The organism is Aromatoleum toluvorans (assembly GCF_012910905.1).
GTDB classification, from domain to species: Bacteria; Pseudomonadota; Gammaproteobacteria; order Burkholderiales; family Rhodocyclaceae; genus Aromatoleum; species Aromatoleum toluvorans.
The window spans coordinates 1-13,081 of sequence record NZ_WTVN01000002.1 but is presented as its reverse complement, the minus strand read 5'-3'; the positions used below and the strand labels follow the sequence as shown (position 1 = coordinate 13,081).

The window sequence follows — 13,081 nt, the reverse complement described above, 5'->3', positions numbered from 1 at the left end:
TCCTCAACCCCCGAAGAGAGATCCGCAAATGAGCACACCATTCGTCCATCCCGAAGTCCGGCAACAGGTTTCGCCCCTCGAATGGCAGACGCGCGTCGAGCTCGCCGCCTGTTATCGCCTCGTTTCCCTGTTCCGCTGGGAAGACCTGGTGTACACGCACATCTCCGCGAAGGTGCCCGGCACCGAGGAATTCCTCATCAACCCCTACGGCCTGATGTTCGACGAGATCACCGCGTCGAGTCTGGTCAAGGTCGATCTGTCCGGCAACAAGCTGCTCGACAGCCCCTACGACATCAACCCCGCCGGCTTCATCATTCATGGCGCGATCCATGAAGCGCGCGCGGACGTGGGTTGCGTGCTGCACACCCACACGGCCGACGGCATCGCCGTGTCGATGCACAAGGACGGCCTGCTGCCCCTGTCGCAGCAATCGGTGTTCATCCGCGCGAGCCTTGCCTATCACCCCTACGAAGGCGTCGCGCTGAACCCCGACGAGCGGGCGCGGCTGCAGCAGGACCTGGGCGACAAATCCTACCTGATTCTCCCGAACCACGGCCTGCTGACCTGCGGTGAGACCGTCGCCGACACCTTCCTGATGATGTACATGCTGCAGCGCACCTGCGAGATCCAGGTGAAGGCGTTGAGCTGCGGCGTGGAACTGACCCATGTGTCGCCGCAGGTCGAGGACAGGACCGTCACCCTGACCGTCGCCATGAACGACCGGATGCGCGGTCACCGCAAGCACCTCGACGGATCGGTGCCCTGGCCGGCCCTCCTGCGTCGTCTCGACCGCGTGAACCCGGGCTACCAGCTCTGATCGGGCCGGCCCCGACGTCAACACCGCGAGGACCCTCATGAGCGCCACCCGCTTTACCAACCTGAAGGACGCCACCGCCGAGGACTGGGCCGGGATCACCGCGCATTTCGGTCCCTATGCCGCCGCGCTGCCGGATCGCTTGCTCGCGCACCTGAAGCAGCTGGAGGGCGATTTCGGCGGCTTTCCCGTCGACCGGCTGACCCACTGCCTGCAGACCGCGACGCGCGCGCACCGCGACGGCCGTGACGAGGAATACGTCGTGTGCGCCCTGCTGCACGACATCGGCGACCTGCTCGGCTCCTACAACCACGCCGAATTCGCCGCGACCCTGCTGCAGCCTTTCGTCAGCGAGGAAAACCACTGGATGGTCGCCCACCACGCCATCTTCCAGGGCTATTACTTCTTCCATCACCTCGGCCTCGACCGCAACCTGCGCGACCGCTTCAAGGATCATCCGCACTTTCGCCATACTGCCGAGTTCTGCGCCCGCTATGACGCGCCCGCCTTCGATCCGGCCGCGGAAACGCTGCCGCTCGAATTCTTCGAACCCATGGTGCGGCAGGTCTTCAAGAAACCTCGGCGCTCCCTGTACCAGAAGAGCGATGGAGGAACTGTGTATTGATAGGGCTTTGTCGCACGATCATGGCCGGAAGGGGCTGATCAAGCGACTGGGACGACCCGACGGGTAGCTGCGCCACCTCAGTCGAGTGCCCACGCACGTCGGCCCGGGTGCGCCGCTTCAATGAAAAAGCCACCAATCGGTGGCTTTTTCGCTTCGGCTCTCCCTCCCGCTACGCCAGCGCCTGCCTACCCCCCGAGGTAAGCCTCCTCGACCTTGGGATTGGCCAGCAGGTTCTCCCCCGAGTCCGACAGGACGATCTTCCCGGTTTCGATCACGTAGCCCTGACGCGCGATCTTCAAAGCCTGGCGGACGTTCTGCTCGACCAGCAGGATGGTCAGGCCGGCCCGGTTGATCTCGGACACGGTGCGGAAGATTTCCTGGACCATCAGCGGCGCCAGCCCCATCGAGGGCTCGTCGAGCAGGAGCAGTCTGGGTTTCGCCATCAGCGCACGGCCGATCGCCAGCATCTGCTGTTCGCCGCCGGAAAGGTTGCCGGCGAACTGCGCGGCCCGGTCCTTGAGCCGGGGAAACAGCTGATAGACCTCGTCCAGGGAATCGCCGACGCCGGCCTTGTCCGGGCGCGTATAGGCGCCGAGCTGGAGGTTCTCGGCGACCGTCAGGGTGGTGAGGATGGCGCGGCCTTCGGCCACCTGCACCACGCCGCGCTGGACGATCTGGTGCGGTGCGAGGCGGGTGATGTCCTCCCCCTGGAATTCGATCCGGCCGCGCGAGGGTTTCAGCAGCCCCGACAGGGCCAGCAGGGTCGTGCTCTTGCCGGCGCCGTTGGCACCCACCAGGGCGGTGATCTCGCCTTCGTTGAGCCGGAAGTCCAGCCCCTTCACGGCCTCGATGTGGCCATACCTCACGGCGAGGTCGTGCACGCGCAGGATCTCGCTCATGCTGCGTCCTCCTTGCCGAGGTAGGCTTCGATCACTTCCGGGTTGTTGCGCACCTCGTCCGGCGTGCCTTCCGCGATGATGCGACCGAAGTTCAGCACGGCGATGCGGTCGCACACGCCCATCACGAAGCGCATGTCGTGTTCGATCATGAAGACCCCGTAGCCGCGCTCGCGGATGTTGCGGATTTCTTCCATCAGGACGGTCTTTTCCGCGGGGTTCATCCCCGCCACCGGTTCGTCGAGCAGCAGCAGCTTGGGCTCGGTGGCCAGCGCGCGGGCAAATTCCAGCTTGCGCTGGTCGCCATAGGACAGGTTGTCGGCCAGCATGTCAGCCTTGTGCGCGAGTCCGACCCAGGTCAGCAGTTCGAGCGCGCGTTCGCGTGCGCGCCGTTCCGCGGCACGGTAGGCCCGCGTGTTGAAGAAGAGTCCGGCCCCGCCGTACTTCAGGTGCTCGTGCCGGCCGACCATGACGTTTTCCAGCAGGTCCATTTCCTTGAAGATGCGGATGTTCTGGAAGGTGCGCGCCACGCCGCGCTGCGTGATGCGATGCGGTGCCAGGCCGAGCAGGCTTTCGCCGCGGAAGTCGATGCTGCCGCTGCTCGGCGCGAGCAGGCCGGTGACCAGGTTGAAGACCGTCGTCTTGCCGGCGCCGTTCGGCCCGATGAGGCCGTAGATGCAGCCGGCGGGCACTTCGAAGCTGACGTCGTGCAGCACGTGCAGGCCGCCGAAATGCTTGCCGACGTTGCGGATGGACAGCAGGTTGGCGCTCATGCCGGCTTCCCCTTGTTGCGATTCAGCCAGTTCCGGATGCGGCGTGGCTCCCAGATGCCCTTGGGCAGGAAGAGGACGACCAGCACCAGGATGGCGCCGTTCACCAGCGAGCGGAAATCGTGCAGCGAACGCAGCAGTTCCGGCAGCAGGGTGAGGATGGAGGCCCCGAGCATCGGTCCGACGAGGCCGGACGTGCCGCCCAGGACGGCCATCGTCAGGATGTCGACGGCGTTCTCGAAACCGTATTCGCGCGGGCTGATGAAGAACGTGAAGTGCGCGTTGAGCGCGCCCGCGATGCCGGCGATGAAGCCGCCGAGCACGAAGGCGAGCAGCTTGTAGCGATCGACGTCCACGCCCATCAGGCGCGCCGCCACCTCGTCCTCCTTGATCGCCTCGAAGGCGCGCCCGACCTTCGAGCGGCGCAGGCGGGCGAGGCCGTAGACGGTCAGGGCGAGCAGCAACGCGATGTGCCAGCCCTCGGTGGCGAGCGGAATGCCGTTGAGGCCTTCCGGGCCGCCGGTGATCTCGAGGTTGAGTACCGTGATGCGCACCACCTCGCCGAATGCCAGCGTCGCCATCGCCAGATAGACGCCCGACAGGCGCAGCACCGGCGCGCCGATGATCAGGGCGACGACGGCCGGGGCGATTCCGCCGGCGAGCAGCACGGTGCCGAAGGACCATTCGAGATGCAGCGTCAGCAGGGCCGACACGTAGGCGCCGATGCCCATGAAGGCCGCATTCGCCAGCGACAGCAGGCCGCAGGAGAGGGTCAGCCAGATCGACAGCGCGAGCAGGGCATGCACGCCCACCGAGAACACGAGGGTGCTGTAGGTGGACCAGAAATCGCTGAAGTTGCCGGGGAGCCAGTCCATCATGCCTTGCGCTCCAGCTTGCGGCCGAAGAGCCCGGATGGGCGCACCAGCAGGATCAGGAAGAGCAGGCCGAAGGCAACGGCATCGCCCATCTGGCTCGACAGGTAGGCCTTGCTGATGACTTCGGCGAAGCCGAGGAAGAGGCCGCCGAACAGCGCGCCGCGGATGTCGCCCATGCCGCCGAGGATGATCGCCGCGATGCCCTTGTGCAGGATGGGCTGGCCCATCTGCGGCGTGATGGCGTTGAAGTTGAGGCCGATCAGCACGCCGGCGATGCCGCCGAGCGCGGCCGCCGCGAACGAGGTGATGTGGAACAGGCGCTCGACGTTGATGCCGAGCAGCCACGCCGCCTTCGGCGACTCGGCAATGGCACGCAGCGCGCGGCCCAGTTGCGTGCGCTTGAGCACGGCGAACAGCACCGCCATGAGCACGAAGGCGATGGCGACGATGGCGATTTCCAGGGCGCGGACATGCACGTCGCCGACGACGAACTCGCCGGCGGGCAGGATGCCGTCGGGGAAGCGCAGGATTTCCGCACCGAACAGGCCCTGCGCTGTGCTCGTGAGCATGATGCCGACGCCGATCGTGGCGATCATCGGGATCAGGTGCGGCGCGTTGCGCGCGCGCAGGGGTTTGAGGATCAGCATGTCGACCAGCAGGCCCAGCGTGCCGCTGACCAGCATCGCGCCGAGCATGGCCGCCCACAGCGGCGCCTCGAGGCGGGTGACGAGGGCCAGGGCGGCATAGCTGCCCACCATGAACACCGCCCCGTGCGACAGATTGATCACCGCCAGCACGCCGAACACCAGCGTGAAGCCCAGCGCGAACAGCGCGTAGACGCTGCCGAGCGTCAGCGCGTTGAGAAGTTGTTGTTCAAGCATCGGAAGATTCCGTCCGTGGAGCGAAACGTCGCGCCAAAAGCAAAGCGGGGCAGATTCTCATCGGCCCCGCATGCCTGGCGTATGCCGGCTTACTTGGCGTCGTGCAGCGCGAACTTGCCGCCCTGGACCACGTAGATGAACGGCTTCTGGTCGGCATCCCAGCCGCCGGGCTTGCCGTCCTTGGTCTTCGCCGGACGGAACTTGAAGGGGCCGGTGACGCCGTTGATCGCCACCTTGGGCAGCGCGTTCTTCAGCGCCTCGCGATCGGCGTTCAGGTCGCCGGAGAGCTTGACGTCCTTCAGCGCCGCCGCGGCGATGTACAGCGCGTCATAGGCCTGGGCGGCGAACTGGTTGGGCTCGGCGTTGTACTTCTTCTGGTACTCGGCGACGAAGGCCTTGTTGACCGGCGCCGGATTGGTATTGGCCCACGGGCTGCCGACGAAGGTGCCGTCACCGGCCAGCTTGGAGATCTCGAACAGCTTCGGCGAGTTGAAGCCGTTGCCGCCGATGAAGGGCGCCTTGATGCCGAGGCCGCGCGCCTGCAGGATGATGTTGGCGGCTTCCTCGGCGAGGCAGGAGCAGATCACCGCGTCCGGCGCCGAGGCCTTGATCTTCGTGAGCTGGGCCTTGAAATCCACGTCACCCTTGACGTAGGTCTCGGTCGTGGTGACCGGCAGCTTCTGCTCTTCCAGCACCTTCTTGAAGACGTCGTAGCCGCTCTTGGTGAAGGCATCGTCGTTGCCGTAGATCACGGCGACTTTTTGCAGCTTGTACTGCTTGGTCGCGGCAGCGACGGTGACCGGCAGCACGTCGGACTCCATCACCGAGTTGCGGAAGACGTAGGGGCCGATATCGGTGATGCCGTTCGCGGTATTCGAGGTGCCGAAGACGACGACCTTCGCGGCGTTGGCGACCGGGCCGGCGGCGAACATCGAGTTGGACAGCGTGGGGCCGAAGATCATCAGCACCTTGTCCTGGAAGATCAGCTTCTTGAAGACGTTGATGCCTTCTTCCTTCTTGCCCTGTTCGTCCTCGATGACGAGCTGGATCTTGTTGCCATTGATGCCGCCCTTGGCGTTGATTTCGTCCGCGGCCAGCTGAAAGCCGTTGCGGATGGTGACGCCATACTGGGCCGCCCCGCCGGTCAGCGCTTCGGCGACACCGATCTTGATGTCGGCGGCGTGAACGAGGCCGGCACAGGCGAGGGCGCCACAAACGACGAGGGTCTTGGACATCAGTTGCATAAGTCCTCCAGCGAATTGGTTTGGATTAAGGGAACTTGCTGCCAGCCGCTCATTGAACCGTACCCTTTCCTACAAGGCAAACACGTTGACAGGCTCCATCCAGCGCCCGGATGCATCCGCCGCGCCGCGCCGGAATTCGCAAGGCGTGGATTTAGCGCAAGAAATGGACATTTTGTGTGTTGTCGGGCAGGGCGAATCCGCCGTCCTGATCGGGTTCCGCGACCGGCGTCGCGCCCTGCCATCGTCCCGAACGCGCGAGTTCCCGGCACAAGGGGCCGGTGAGCGAGGCCACCGCCTCCGCTGCCGCCGACAAGGGCAGGTGGCGCGACGCGCACAGCACGACGCGCCGGCCCAGTGTCGGCCGTGCCACCTCGCAGCCGTGCAGCAGGCCGGCGTCCAGCTCGTGGCGCAGCGGCATCGGAGGCAGCAGCGTGTGGCCGAGGCCGGCCAGCAGGCTGGTGCGCAGGATGCTGATCGAACTGATGTCGGCCACCACGTTGGGAGGCGGCAAGCCATGCTCGCGCGCGGCCTGCTCGATGATGGGGCGCACGCCGTGCGGCGGCGCGGGCAGGATCAGCGGCAGCGCCAGCGCAGCGGCGAGGGTGACCGATTTCCGGCGCGGCCGCTCCGGCGCCTGCGCGGGCGAAATCAGCATCAGGCGCTCGTCGAGCAAGGGCTGCCGCGTGAACTCGCCGATCAGGCCGTCGTCGAACAGTACCGCGAGGTGAAGCTGGCCGCTGCGCAACTGCAGCATCAGGTTGCCGGTGAGCTCCTCGGTCAGCTCCAGCTCGACTTTCGGCAGTTGTTCGCGCACCGCCTGCAGCAGCGGCAGCGCGAGCGCGGCGGAGACGCTGTGCGGAATGCCGAACACCACCTTGCCCGTCGGCTCGCCGCGCGCCGTCTGCACCGCGACGCGCGCATCCTCCACCTGCCGCAGGATCGCCGCCGCATGGGCGAGAAAGATGCGCCCCGCCTCGGTCGGCTCCACGCCGCGCCGCGAGCGGTGGAACAGCGGCGTCCCCAGCTCCTCCTCGAGCTGCGCGAGCTGGTGGCTCAGCGCCGACTGCGCGACGAACACCTGCTCGGCGGCTTTCGACAGGCTGCCGGAGCGGGCGATCGCGATGACGTAACGCAGCTGGCGCAATTCCATGCCGAGGATTGTAGAGGTATCTGGAAAATAGATCGAACAATCGCGATTCTGTATTTTTCAGATCGCGCCGATGCGGGTCTAATGGACCCATCCGCAGCCGATGCATCCCCCCGCCGCCACAAGCGACGGGCCCCGGCGACACCTCGCCAGGATGCCTCGGCCCGGCCTTCCCACCGGAACGGCCGAGCGCCGGACGCTGCGCCCACCGGCGTGCGATGATCCTTCCGGGCCAACCCGCATTGCGCGGCGTTGGCCCGCGTCGTGTTCGCCCGAGTGCTTGCGCGAGTTGCACGATCCCCGCCGCGATCGGCGCACAATGATCCTTCCACGGGCGCCCGCGTGGTCAGCGCATTGCCTGCGCCGCGGGTGTGAAGGTGCGCATCACTCGCCAGCGTACGGTCGGAAGATATCGCCCGACACAGTGGTGCGGACATAGCAGCCGGGGTAACGTCCGGCCGCCCGTGACCCCTTGCCGGGCGTCGGCGCGCGGTCGCGTCAGCGCGGGCGGAGCATCCAGACGCTTTCGGTGGCCGGGCACTTGCCTTTCAGGCCGCCCGGCACGTCGATCTGCACGAGCCGGGTCAGGTGGTAGGCAGCCTCGTAGTGCTGCCGTACCTCGTCGCCTTCGACCGCGAAGGGCGGCCCGGCGTGCCGGTCCTGCTCGTATTCGAAGCAGATGAGCAGCTGGGGCGCGCCGTGCGTGATGGCGACGAGGTGGGCGGTGTAGCGCGGCCGCACGCCGGGCGGCAGGGCGACGAGTGCGGCACGGTCGTAGACCGCGTCGACCGGGCCGAGTATTTCCGCGGTGAGGCTGAAAATGTCGCCCACGTAGATGTCGAGATTCTCGGCCGCGTAGTGATCGAGCGGGCCGACGCGCGATACCGTCGGTTCCACGCCGAGCTCGGCAAAGAGCTGCTGGATGGCGAGCGCGCTCAGTTCCGCGCCGACGACGCGATAGCCTTGGGCGAGCAGCCAGTGGATGTCCAGCGTCTTGCCGCAGAGCGGCAGGAAGATGCGGCTGCCCGGTGCGAGCGCGAGCGCATCGAAGTGTTCGAGGAGCAGCGGGTTGGTTTCACTGCCGTGGAAACCGATCTCGTTGCGTTCCCATTTCGCGTGCCAGAAGTTGGCGTCCATGAGCGAAGCCCCTGCGGTGATGGTGCTGTGGACCCTCTAGTCTAGTGGAGCGGCGGGCCCGGACGATACGGAATCTGCCGGCGCATCAGCGCACCAGCTCCGCGGTCAGCGTGCGGATCATGCGCTCCGCCTGGCCGAAGTAGCTGCGGCCGAAGAGGTTGAGATGGTTGAGAATGTGGTACAGGTTGTAGAGCGTCTTGCGCAGCTCGTAGCCTTCGGCGGGCGCCCAGGCGCTGCGGTAGGTGGCGTAGAAGGACGACGGGAAGCCGCCGAAGAGTTCGCTCATCGCGAGGTCGGCGTCGCGGTCGCCGCGGTAGACGGCGGGGTCGAAGATGACGGGGGTGCCGTCGGCGGCGATGGCCGCGTTGCCGTTCCACAGGTCGCCGTGCAGCAGGCTCGCACGCGGACGGTAGTCGAGGAAGACGGCGGGGATGCGTTCGAGGAGCTTGTCGGCGTCGCGGCCGACGGCGCCCGCGTAGCCCTTCGCGCGCGCCAGCTGCAGCTGCGGCAGCAGGCGGCAGTCGACGAAGAACCGCGCCCAGCCGTCGTGTGGCGTGTTGAGCTGGGGCGTCGCGCCGACGTAGTTGTCGCGCGTCCAGCCGAACTGTTCGCCGGTGTCGCGGTGCAGCGCGACGAGCGCTTCGGCGAAGCGCCGGCCGTCGTCGGCGCTGGCGAGCGGGCGCAGCTCCAGGTGTTCGAGCAGCAGGAAGGCTTCGGTGTCGGTGGCGCCGCAGGCGAGCGGGCGCGGCACGCGGAAGGCGTCGCAGGCCGCCAGCGCGGCGAGGCCGTCGGCTTCGGCCTCGAACATCGGCCGCGTCGCGGCGTGGTTGAGCTTGAGGAAGTACCGCCGGCCGCCGGCTTCGACTTCCCGCGTGCGATGGATGCAGCCGCCGCCGACCGGCCGCAGCCGGGCAGCCGCGAAATCGATGCCGCTCGCGGCCTTGAGGGCGCGGGCGAGGTCGGCGCCGAGGTTTTCAGGGTGTTCCACCGCTTGGCTCTCCGTTCGTGGATGTGTGAGTCTACGACTTCAACGGCGGCGCGGCACGGCGAGAAGCAATTTGCACGTCTCCGCGCGATCCTCGCCGGATGAAAGATCGGGCACGGGAACGCACTTCAGGAGAGCAAATGGAAATTCGCGATGCGCGCGCGGACGATGCGGAAGGCATCATGGCGATCTACAACGACGCGGTCGCCAACACCACGGCGATCTGGAACGAGACGCTGGTCGACGCGGCGAACCGGCGCAAGTGGATCGCCGACCGCCAGGCCCTCGGTTACCCGGTGCTGGTCGCGGCGGGCGCCGACGGCGCGGTGCTGGGCTACGCGAGCTTCGGCGACTGGCGTGCGTTCGACGGCTATCGCCATACCGTCGAGCATTCGGTGTACGTGCACCAGGATGGCCGCGGCGCGGGCATCGGCAAGGCGCTGATGCTTGCCCTGATCGAGCGCGCTCGCGCGCTCGGCAAGCACGTGATGGTCGCGGGCATCGAGGCCGGCAACGAGACCTCGATCGCGTTGCACCTGAAGCTGGGCTTCGCGCGCACCGGCCTGATGCCCGAGGTCGGGACGAAGTTCGGCCGCTGGCTGGATCTCGCCTTCCTGCAGTTGAAGCTCGACGACGAGCGGCCCCGGTAAGGTCCGTCGCGCGGGTCGCTACGTCTTTGCCGCGGCCTCGTGCGCGGCAATGCTGGCGACGAGCTTCTTGTCGACGGTGGTCGTATGCAGCGCGAACCAGTTGAACATGAAGTGCGCCAGCTCCTCGAGCGGGGCGCTGTCGGTGTAGTACGAGTGGGCTTCGTCTTCCAGCCGACGCAGCAGCCACGCGTGCTCTTCGCGGTGCTCGGCGTAGTCGGGGTAGCCGATGTCGAGCATGATGTTCTCTTCGCTGACGAAGTGGAACTCGGCGTACTTGCGCACTTCGAGGAGCAGGCGCATCGCCTTTTCCTTGGGGCAGTCGCGCTCGGCTTCGAGGGATACCGCACGGATGAGATCGACGAAGGCCCGGTGCTCGGCGTCGATGCGCGGGTGCCCGATCTCGAATTTGCTGTCCCACTTGATGTCGATCACGTTCGCCTCCGTCCGGCGCGTCAGGGCGCCGGGCGCTTTCCGCCCGGTACCCCCCGGTACCGGGACGTTCGGAAAGCGCTCATCGTACATATCCTAGTCGAATACGCGCGGGACGGCAGCTATCGTGCGCTGCGGGTCGCCAGGGCCGGGTCGGGCATCGCCGGTTCGGCGGCGGGCGCGTGCCGGCGCAGGCCCGGGATATGGCGCTGCACGAGCGCCAGCGCGAGGAGCGTGAATACCATCGAGAAGCCGAGCAGCGACAGGTAGCTCGACGCGCCGCCCGAGGTGATCACCGCGGCGCCCGCGAAGGAGCTCAGGATCGCGCCGAGGCGCCCGAAGGACAGCGCCGAGGCGGTGCCGGTCGCGCGCACCAGGGTCGGATAGACGTAGGCGCACAGCGCATACATCGTCGCCTGCACCGCGATCACGAACATGCCGTGCAGCCCGAGGCCGATCATCAGCCAGGTCGTGTTCGCCGAGAAATCGACGCCCTGCAGCATGAAGGCGCTGGCCGCCGCGCCGATGCTGGCGAGGATCAGCGGCCAGCGCGAGCCGTAGCGCGTGATCGCCAGTGCGCAGCCGAGCGAACCGATCACGCCGCCGAGGTTGTAGGCGGTGAGGCCGGAGCCGGCCAGCGTCGCGGGCAGGCCTTCGGCCGCCAGCATCGTCGGCAGCCAGCTGAAGGCGGTGTAGGTGGCGAGCATCACGAGGAAGAAGCCGGCCCAGATCGCCAGCGTGTCGCGTGCCCGGCCGGCCTGGAACAGCGCCGCGAAGCCCGCGCCGTGCCCGGCGCCGGCTTCGACGGCATCGACGAACACGGTGCCGGGTGCGGCAGGGCGTGCCATGCGCGCCAGGAGCCGGCACAGTTCCGGCCAGCGGGCGGTCTTGCGGGCGAGGTAGCGGGCGGATTCGGGCAGCAGCGCGAGCAGCACGAGGCTGTAGGCGACGGGGACCGCGCCGCCGATCCAGAACAGGCCGCGCCAGCCGAGTACGGGCAGGATCGCGCCGGCGAAGAGACCTGCGAGCATGCCGCCGAGCGGGTAGCACACGATGGTCGCGGTGACGGCGAGCGTGCGTCGGCGGGCCGGCGTGAACTCCGCGGTCATCGTCGAGGCGGTCGGCAGCGCGCCGCCGATGCCCAGCCCGGCGAGGAAGCGCAGCACGGCGATCGTCGTCACATCCGGCGCGAAACCGATCGCGATCGTCGCGGCGCCGAACAGGAACACGCTCGCGGCCAGCACCAGCCGCCGGCCGATGCGGTCCGCGACGATGCCGGCGCAGGCGCTGCCGACCGCCATGCCGACGAGCCCCGCGGCCACGGCGGGTGCGAACGCGGCCTTCGTGATGCCCCATTCCTTGATCAGCATCGGGATCGCGAAGCCGATCAGCTGTCCGTCGAAGCCATCCATCACGATCGCCAGCGCGGCGAGCGTCACGACGAGCTTCTGCATCGACGTGAAGGGTCCGTAGTCGAGAATGCCGCCGATATCGACGGCGGACGAGGAATGGGAATGCTGCTGCATCGGCATGTCTCCTGAGAATTGCCGGCTCGCTCCGGGACGGGCGACCTCTTTGCAGAAAACGATACTGGTTTGATTGATTGACGGCAAGCAATTTGTATCACAACAGTCACGACGGGTGCGGGCGGCGCCGTCACGCCGGCGGGAATTCCTTGCCGAAGCTGTGGTCTTTTCAGGAGATTCGTGCGTTAAGGAAATGTCAGCCCGTCGAGGGGAGGCCATCATGAAGTGGCTCAAACTTGCGCTTGTCGCGCTTCTGGTGCTGGGATCCGCGTTGCCGGACATGGCTGCGGCCGACCGCGGACGGTTCCGCGGGCACAGTCGTTCGAGCATCGGCCTCTTCATCGGCGTCCCGCTGCACTGGGGGTGGCCGGGGCCGTATTACTCGCCCTTCTACTCGCCGTATCCCTACTCCTACTATTACCCGCCCTATTACGCGTATCCGCCGGTCGTCACCGTACCGTCATCGCCGCCCGTCTATATCGAGCGTGAGGACGAAGCGGACGCGGACCGCTCCTCGGCGGGCAGCTACTGGTATTACTGCGACCGGCCGGCCGGCTACTACCCCGACGTCAAGGATTGCCCCGGCGGCTGGGAACGCGTGAAGCCGCGGTCGTCGCGCTGAGGGAGGATCCGAACATGAGCACCTGTTTCCGTTTCGTGCCGCTCGCGCTTGCGCTACTGACGGCCGGCTGTGTGTCGATGCCGTCGGGGCCGAGCGTGCTCGTGCTGCCCGGTACCCGTGCGAGCTTCAATGAGTTCCGCGCCGACGACGCCGCCTGTCGCCAGTACGCGCGCGATTACCTCGGCGGACGCTCCGCCGAGCAGGCGGCGGCCGACGCCGGCGTGCGCAGCGCGGTGGTCGGCACGGCGATCGGCGCGGCCGTCGGTGCCGCCGTCGATGGCGGCCGCGGCGCCGGAGTGGGGGCCGGCACCGGGCTGCTGATCGGCAGTGCGGCGGGCAGCGGCGCGGCCGAAGTGTCCGGCTACGAGGCCCAGCAGCGTTATGACCACGCCTACGTGCAGTGCATGTACGCGAGCGGCCATCGCGTGCCGGTGCAGGGCCGCTATTCGCCCGGCCGCCCGGACCGCTATCGCAGTACTC

Annotated in this window: 15 protein-coding genes; 5 read left to right on the top strand and 10 right to left on the bottom strand. The window is 67.4% G+C overall.

The window, feature by feature from the left end; all coding sequences use genetic code 11:
• The first annotated feature begins 28 nt into the window (after window positions 1–28).
• Together GPA22_RS01785 and GPA22_RS01780 are read left to right on the top strand one after the other, a co-directional pair.
• Window positions 29–817: a class II aldolase/adducin family protein gene (locus tag GPA22_RS01785; RefSeq protein ID WP_169254387.1), complete on the top strand. Its 789-nt coding sequence runs from the start codon at window positions 29–31 to the stop codon at window positions 815–817.
• Between the two features lie 37 nt (window positions 818–854).
• Window positions 855–1,439 carry an HD domain-containing protein gene (locus tag GPA22_RS01780; protein WP_169254386.1) on the top strand — a complete coding sequence of 195 codons (585 nt, stop codon included), beginning with the start codon at window positions 855–857 and terminating at the stop codon, window positions 1,437–1,439.
• A gap of 185 nt (window positions 1,440–1,624) precedes the next feature.
• Here GPA22_RS01780 and GPA22_RS01775 read toward each other — a convergent pair whose 3' ends face one another.
• The 8 genes from GPA22_RS01775 to GPA22_RS01740 form a co-directional block, all read right to left on the bottom strand.
• On the bottom strand, window positions 1,625–2,338 hold the full coding sequence (locus GPA22_RS01775; protein ID WP_169254385.1) for an ABC transporter ATP-binding protein: 714 nt from the start codon (window positions 2,336–2,338) through the stop codon (window positions 1,625–1,627).
• Window positions 2,335–3,108: an ABC transporter ATP-binding protein gene (locus GPA22_RS01770; RefSeq protein ID WP_211168880.1), complete on the bottom strand. Its 774-nt coding sequence runs from the start codon at window positions 3,106–3,108 to the stop codon at window positions 2,335–2,337. The genes GPA22_RS01775 and GPA22_RS01770 overlap by 4 nt, the downstream gene beginning before the upstream one ends.
• Complete coding sequence (locus GPA22_RS01765; RefSeq protein WP_246263999.1) at window positions 3,105–3,983, bottom strand: branched-chain amino acid ABC transporter permease; 879 nt, start codon at window positions 3,981–3,983, stop codon at window positions 3,105–3,107. The genes GPA22_RS01770 and GPA22_RS01765 overlap by 4 nt, the downstream gene beginning before the upstream one ends.
• The gene (locus GPA22_RS01760) at window positions 3,980–4,861 is read right to left on the bottom strand and encodes a branched-chain amino acid ABC transporter permease (RefSeq protein WP_169254384.1); all 882 of its coding nucleotides are present in this window, start codon (window positions 4,859–4,861) and stop codon (window positions 3,980–3,982) included. The genes GPA22_RS01765 and GPA22_RS01760 overlap by 4 nt, the downstream gene beginning before the upstream one ends.
• Window positions 4,862–4,950: 89 nt before the next feature.
• On the bottom strand, window positions 4,951–6,105 hold the full coding sequence (locus tag GPA22_RS01755; protein WP_169254383.1) for an ABC transporter substrate-binding protein: 1,155 nt from the start codon (window positions 6,103–6,105) through the stop codon (window positions 4,951–4,953).
• A 151-nt stretch (window positions 6,106–6,256) separates the two neighbouring features.
• Entirely contained in the window at window positions 6,257–7,255 is a 999-nt protein-coding gene (locus GPA22_RS01750) for a LysR family transcriptional regulator (protein WP_169254382.1), read from the bottom strand.
• A 495-nt stretch (window positions 7,256–7,750) separates the two neighbouring features.
• Window positions 7,751–8,389 carry a thiopurine S-methyltransferase gene (gene tmpT, locus GPA22_RS01745; protein ID WP_169254381.1) on the bottom strand — a complete coding sequence of 213 codons (639 nt, stop codon included), beginning with the start codon at window positions 8,387–8,389 and terminating at the stop codon, window positions 7,751–7,753.
• Window positions 8,390–8,474: 85 nt separating this feature from the next.
• Window positions 8,475–9,377, bottom strand: a complete 903-nt coding sequence (locus GPA22_RS01740) for a fructosamine kinase family protein (RefSeq protein WP_169254380.1) — start codon at window positions 9,375–9,377, stop codon at window positions 8,475–8,477.
• A 137-nt stretch (window positions 9,378–9,514) separates the two neighbouring features.
• Here GPA22_RS01740 and GPA22_RS01735 point away from each other — a divergent pair, with 137 nt between their 5' ends.
• Complete coding sequence (locus GPA22_RS01735) at window positions 9,515–10,024, top strand: GNAT family N-acetyltransferase (protein WP_169254379.1); 510 nt, start codon at window positions 9,515–9,517, stop codon at window positions 10,022–10,024.
• An 18-nt stretch (window positions 10,025–10,042) separates the two neighbouring features.
• Here GPA22_RS01735 and GPA22_RS01730 read toward each other — a convergent pair whose 3' ends face one another.
• On the bottom strand, window positions 10,043–10,456 hold the full coding sequence (locus tag GPA22_RS01730) for a hemerythrin domain-containing protein (protein WP_169254378.1): 414 nt from the start codon (window positions 10,454–10,456) through the stop codon (window positions 10,043–10,045).
• A 119-nt stretch (window positions 10,457–10,575) separates the two neighbouring features.
• The gene (locus GPA22_RS01725; RefSeq protein ID WP_169254377.1) at window positions 10,576–11,979 is read right to left on the bottom strand and encodes an MFS transporter; all 1,404 of its coding nucleotides are present in this window, start codon (window positions 11,977–11,979) and stop codon (window positions 10,576–10,578) included.
• 220 nt (window positions 11,980–12,199) lie between these two features.
• Between GPA22_RS01725 and GPA22_RS01720 the strand changes: the two genes are divergently transcribed.
• Window positions 12,200–12,601, top strand: coding sequence for a hypothetical protein (locus tag GPA22_RS01720; protein ID WP_169254376.1), 402 nt, complete (start codon window positions 12,200–12,202; stop codon window positions 12,599–12,601).
• Between the two features lie 14 nt (window positions 12,602–12,615).
• Window positions 12,616–13,081, top strand: a 466-nt coding sequence (locus GPA22_RS01715) for a glycine zipper family protein (protein WP_169254375.1), incomplete at its 3' end; no start/stop codon positions are given.

What these genes read in the sequence shown, in the direction of transcription:
- GPA22_RS01785 (WP_169254387.1), top strand. Translation starts at nt 29, where the DNA reads ATGAGCACACCATTCGTCCATCCCGAAGTCCGGCAACAGGTTTCGCCC.
- GPA22_RS01780 (WP_169254386.1), top strand. Translation starts at nt 855, where the DNA reads ATGAGCGCCACCCGCTTTACCAACCTGAAGGACGCCACCGCCGAGGAC.
- GPA22_RS01775 (WP_169254385.1), bottom strand. Translation starts at nt 2,338, where the DNA reads ATGAGCGAGATCCTGCGCGTGCACGACCTCGCCGTGAGGTATGGCCAC.
- GPA22_RS01770 (WP_211168880.1), bottom strand. Translation starts at nt 3,108, where the DNA reads ATGAGCGCCAACCTGCTGTCCATCCGCAACGTCGGCAAGCATTTCGGC.
- GPA22_RS01765 (WP_246263999.1), bottom strand. Translation starts at nt 3,983, where the DNA reads ATGATGGACTGGCTCCCCGGCAACTTCAGCGATTTCTGGTCCACCTAC.
- GPA22_RS01760 (WP_169254384.1), bottom strand. Translation starts at nt 4,861, where the DNA reads ATGCTTGAACAACAACTTCTCAACGCGCTGACGCTCGGCAGCGTCTAC.
- GPA22_RS01755 (WP_169254383.1), bottom strand. Translation starts at nt 6,105, where the DNA reads ATGCAACTGATGTCCAAGACCCTCGTCGTTTGTGGCGCCCTCGCCTGT.
- GPA22_RS01750 (WP_169254382.1), bottom strand. Translation starts at nt 7,255, where the DNA reads ATGGAATTGCGCCAGCTGCGTTACGTCATCGCGATCGCCCGCTCCGGC.
- tmpT (WP_169254381.1), bottom strand. Translation starts at nt 8,389, where the DNA reads ATGGACGCCAACTTCTGGCACGCGAAATGGGAACGCAACGAGATCGGT.
- GPA22_RS01735 (WP_169254379.1), top strand. Translation starts at nt 9,515, where the DNA reads ATGGAAATTCGCGATGCGCGCGCGGACGATGCGGAAGGCATCATGGCG.
- GPA22_RS01725 (WP_169254377.1), bottom strand. Translation starts at nt 11,979, where the DNA reads ATGCAGCAGCATTCCCATTCCTCGTCCGCCGTCGATATCGGCGGCATT.
- GPA22_RS01720 (WP_169254376.1), top strand. Translation starts at nt 12,200, where the DNA reads ATGAAGTGGCTCAAACTTGCGCTTGTCGCGCTTCTGGTGCTGGGATCC.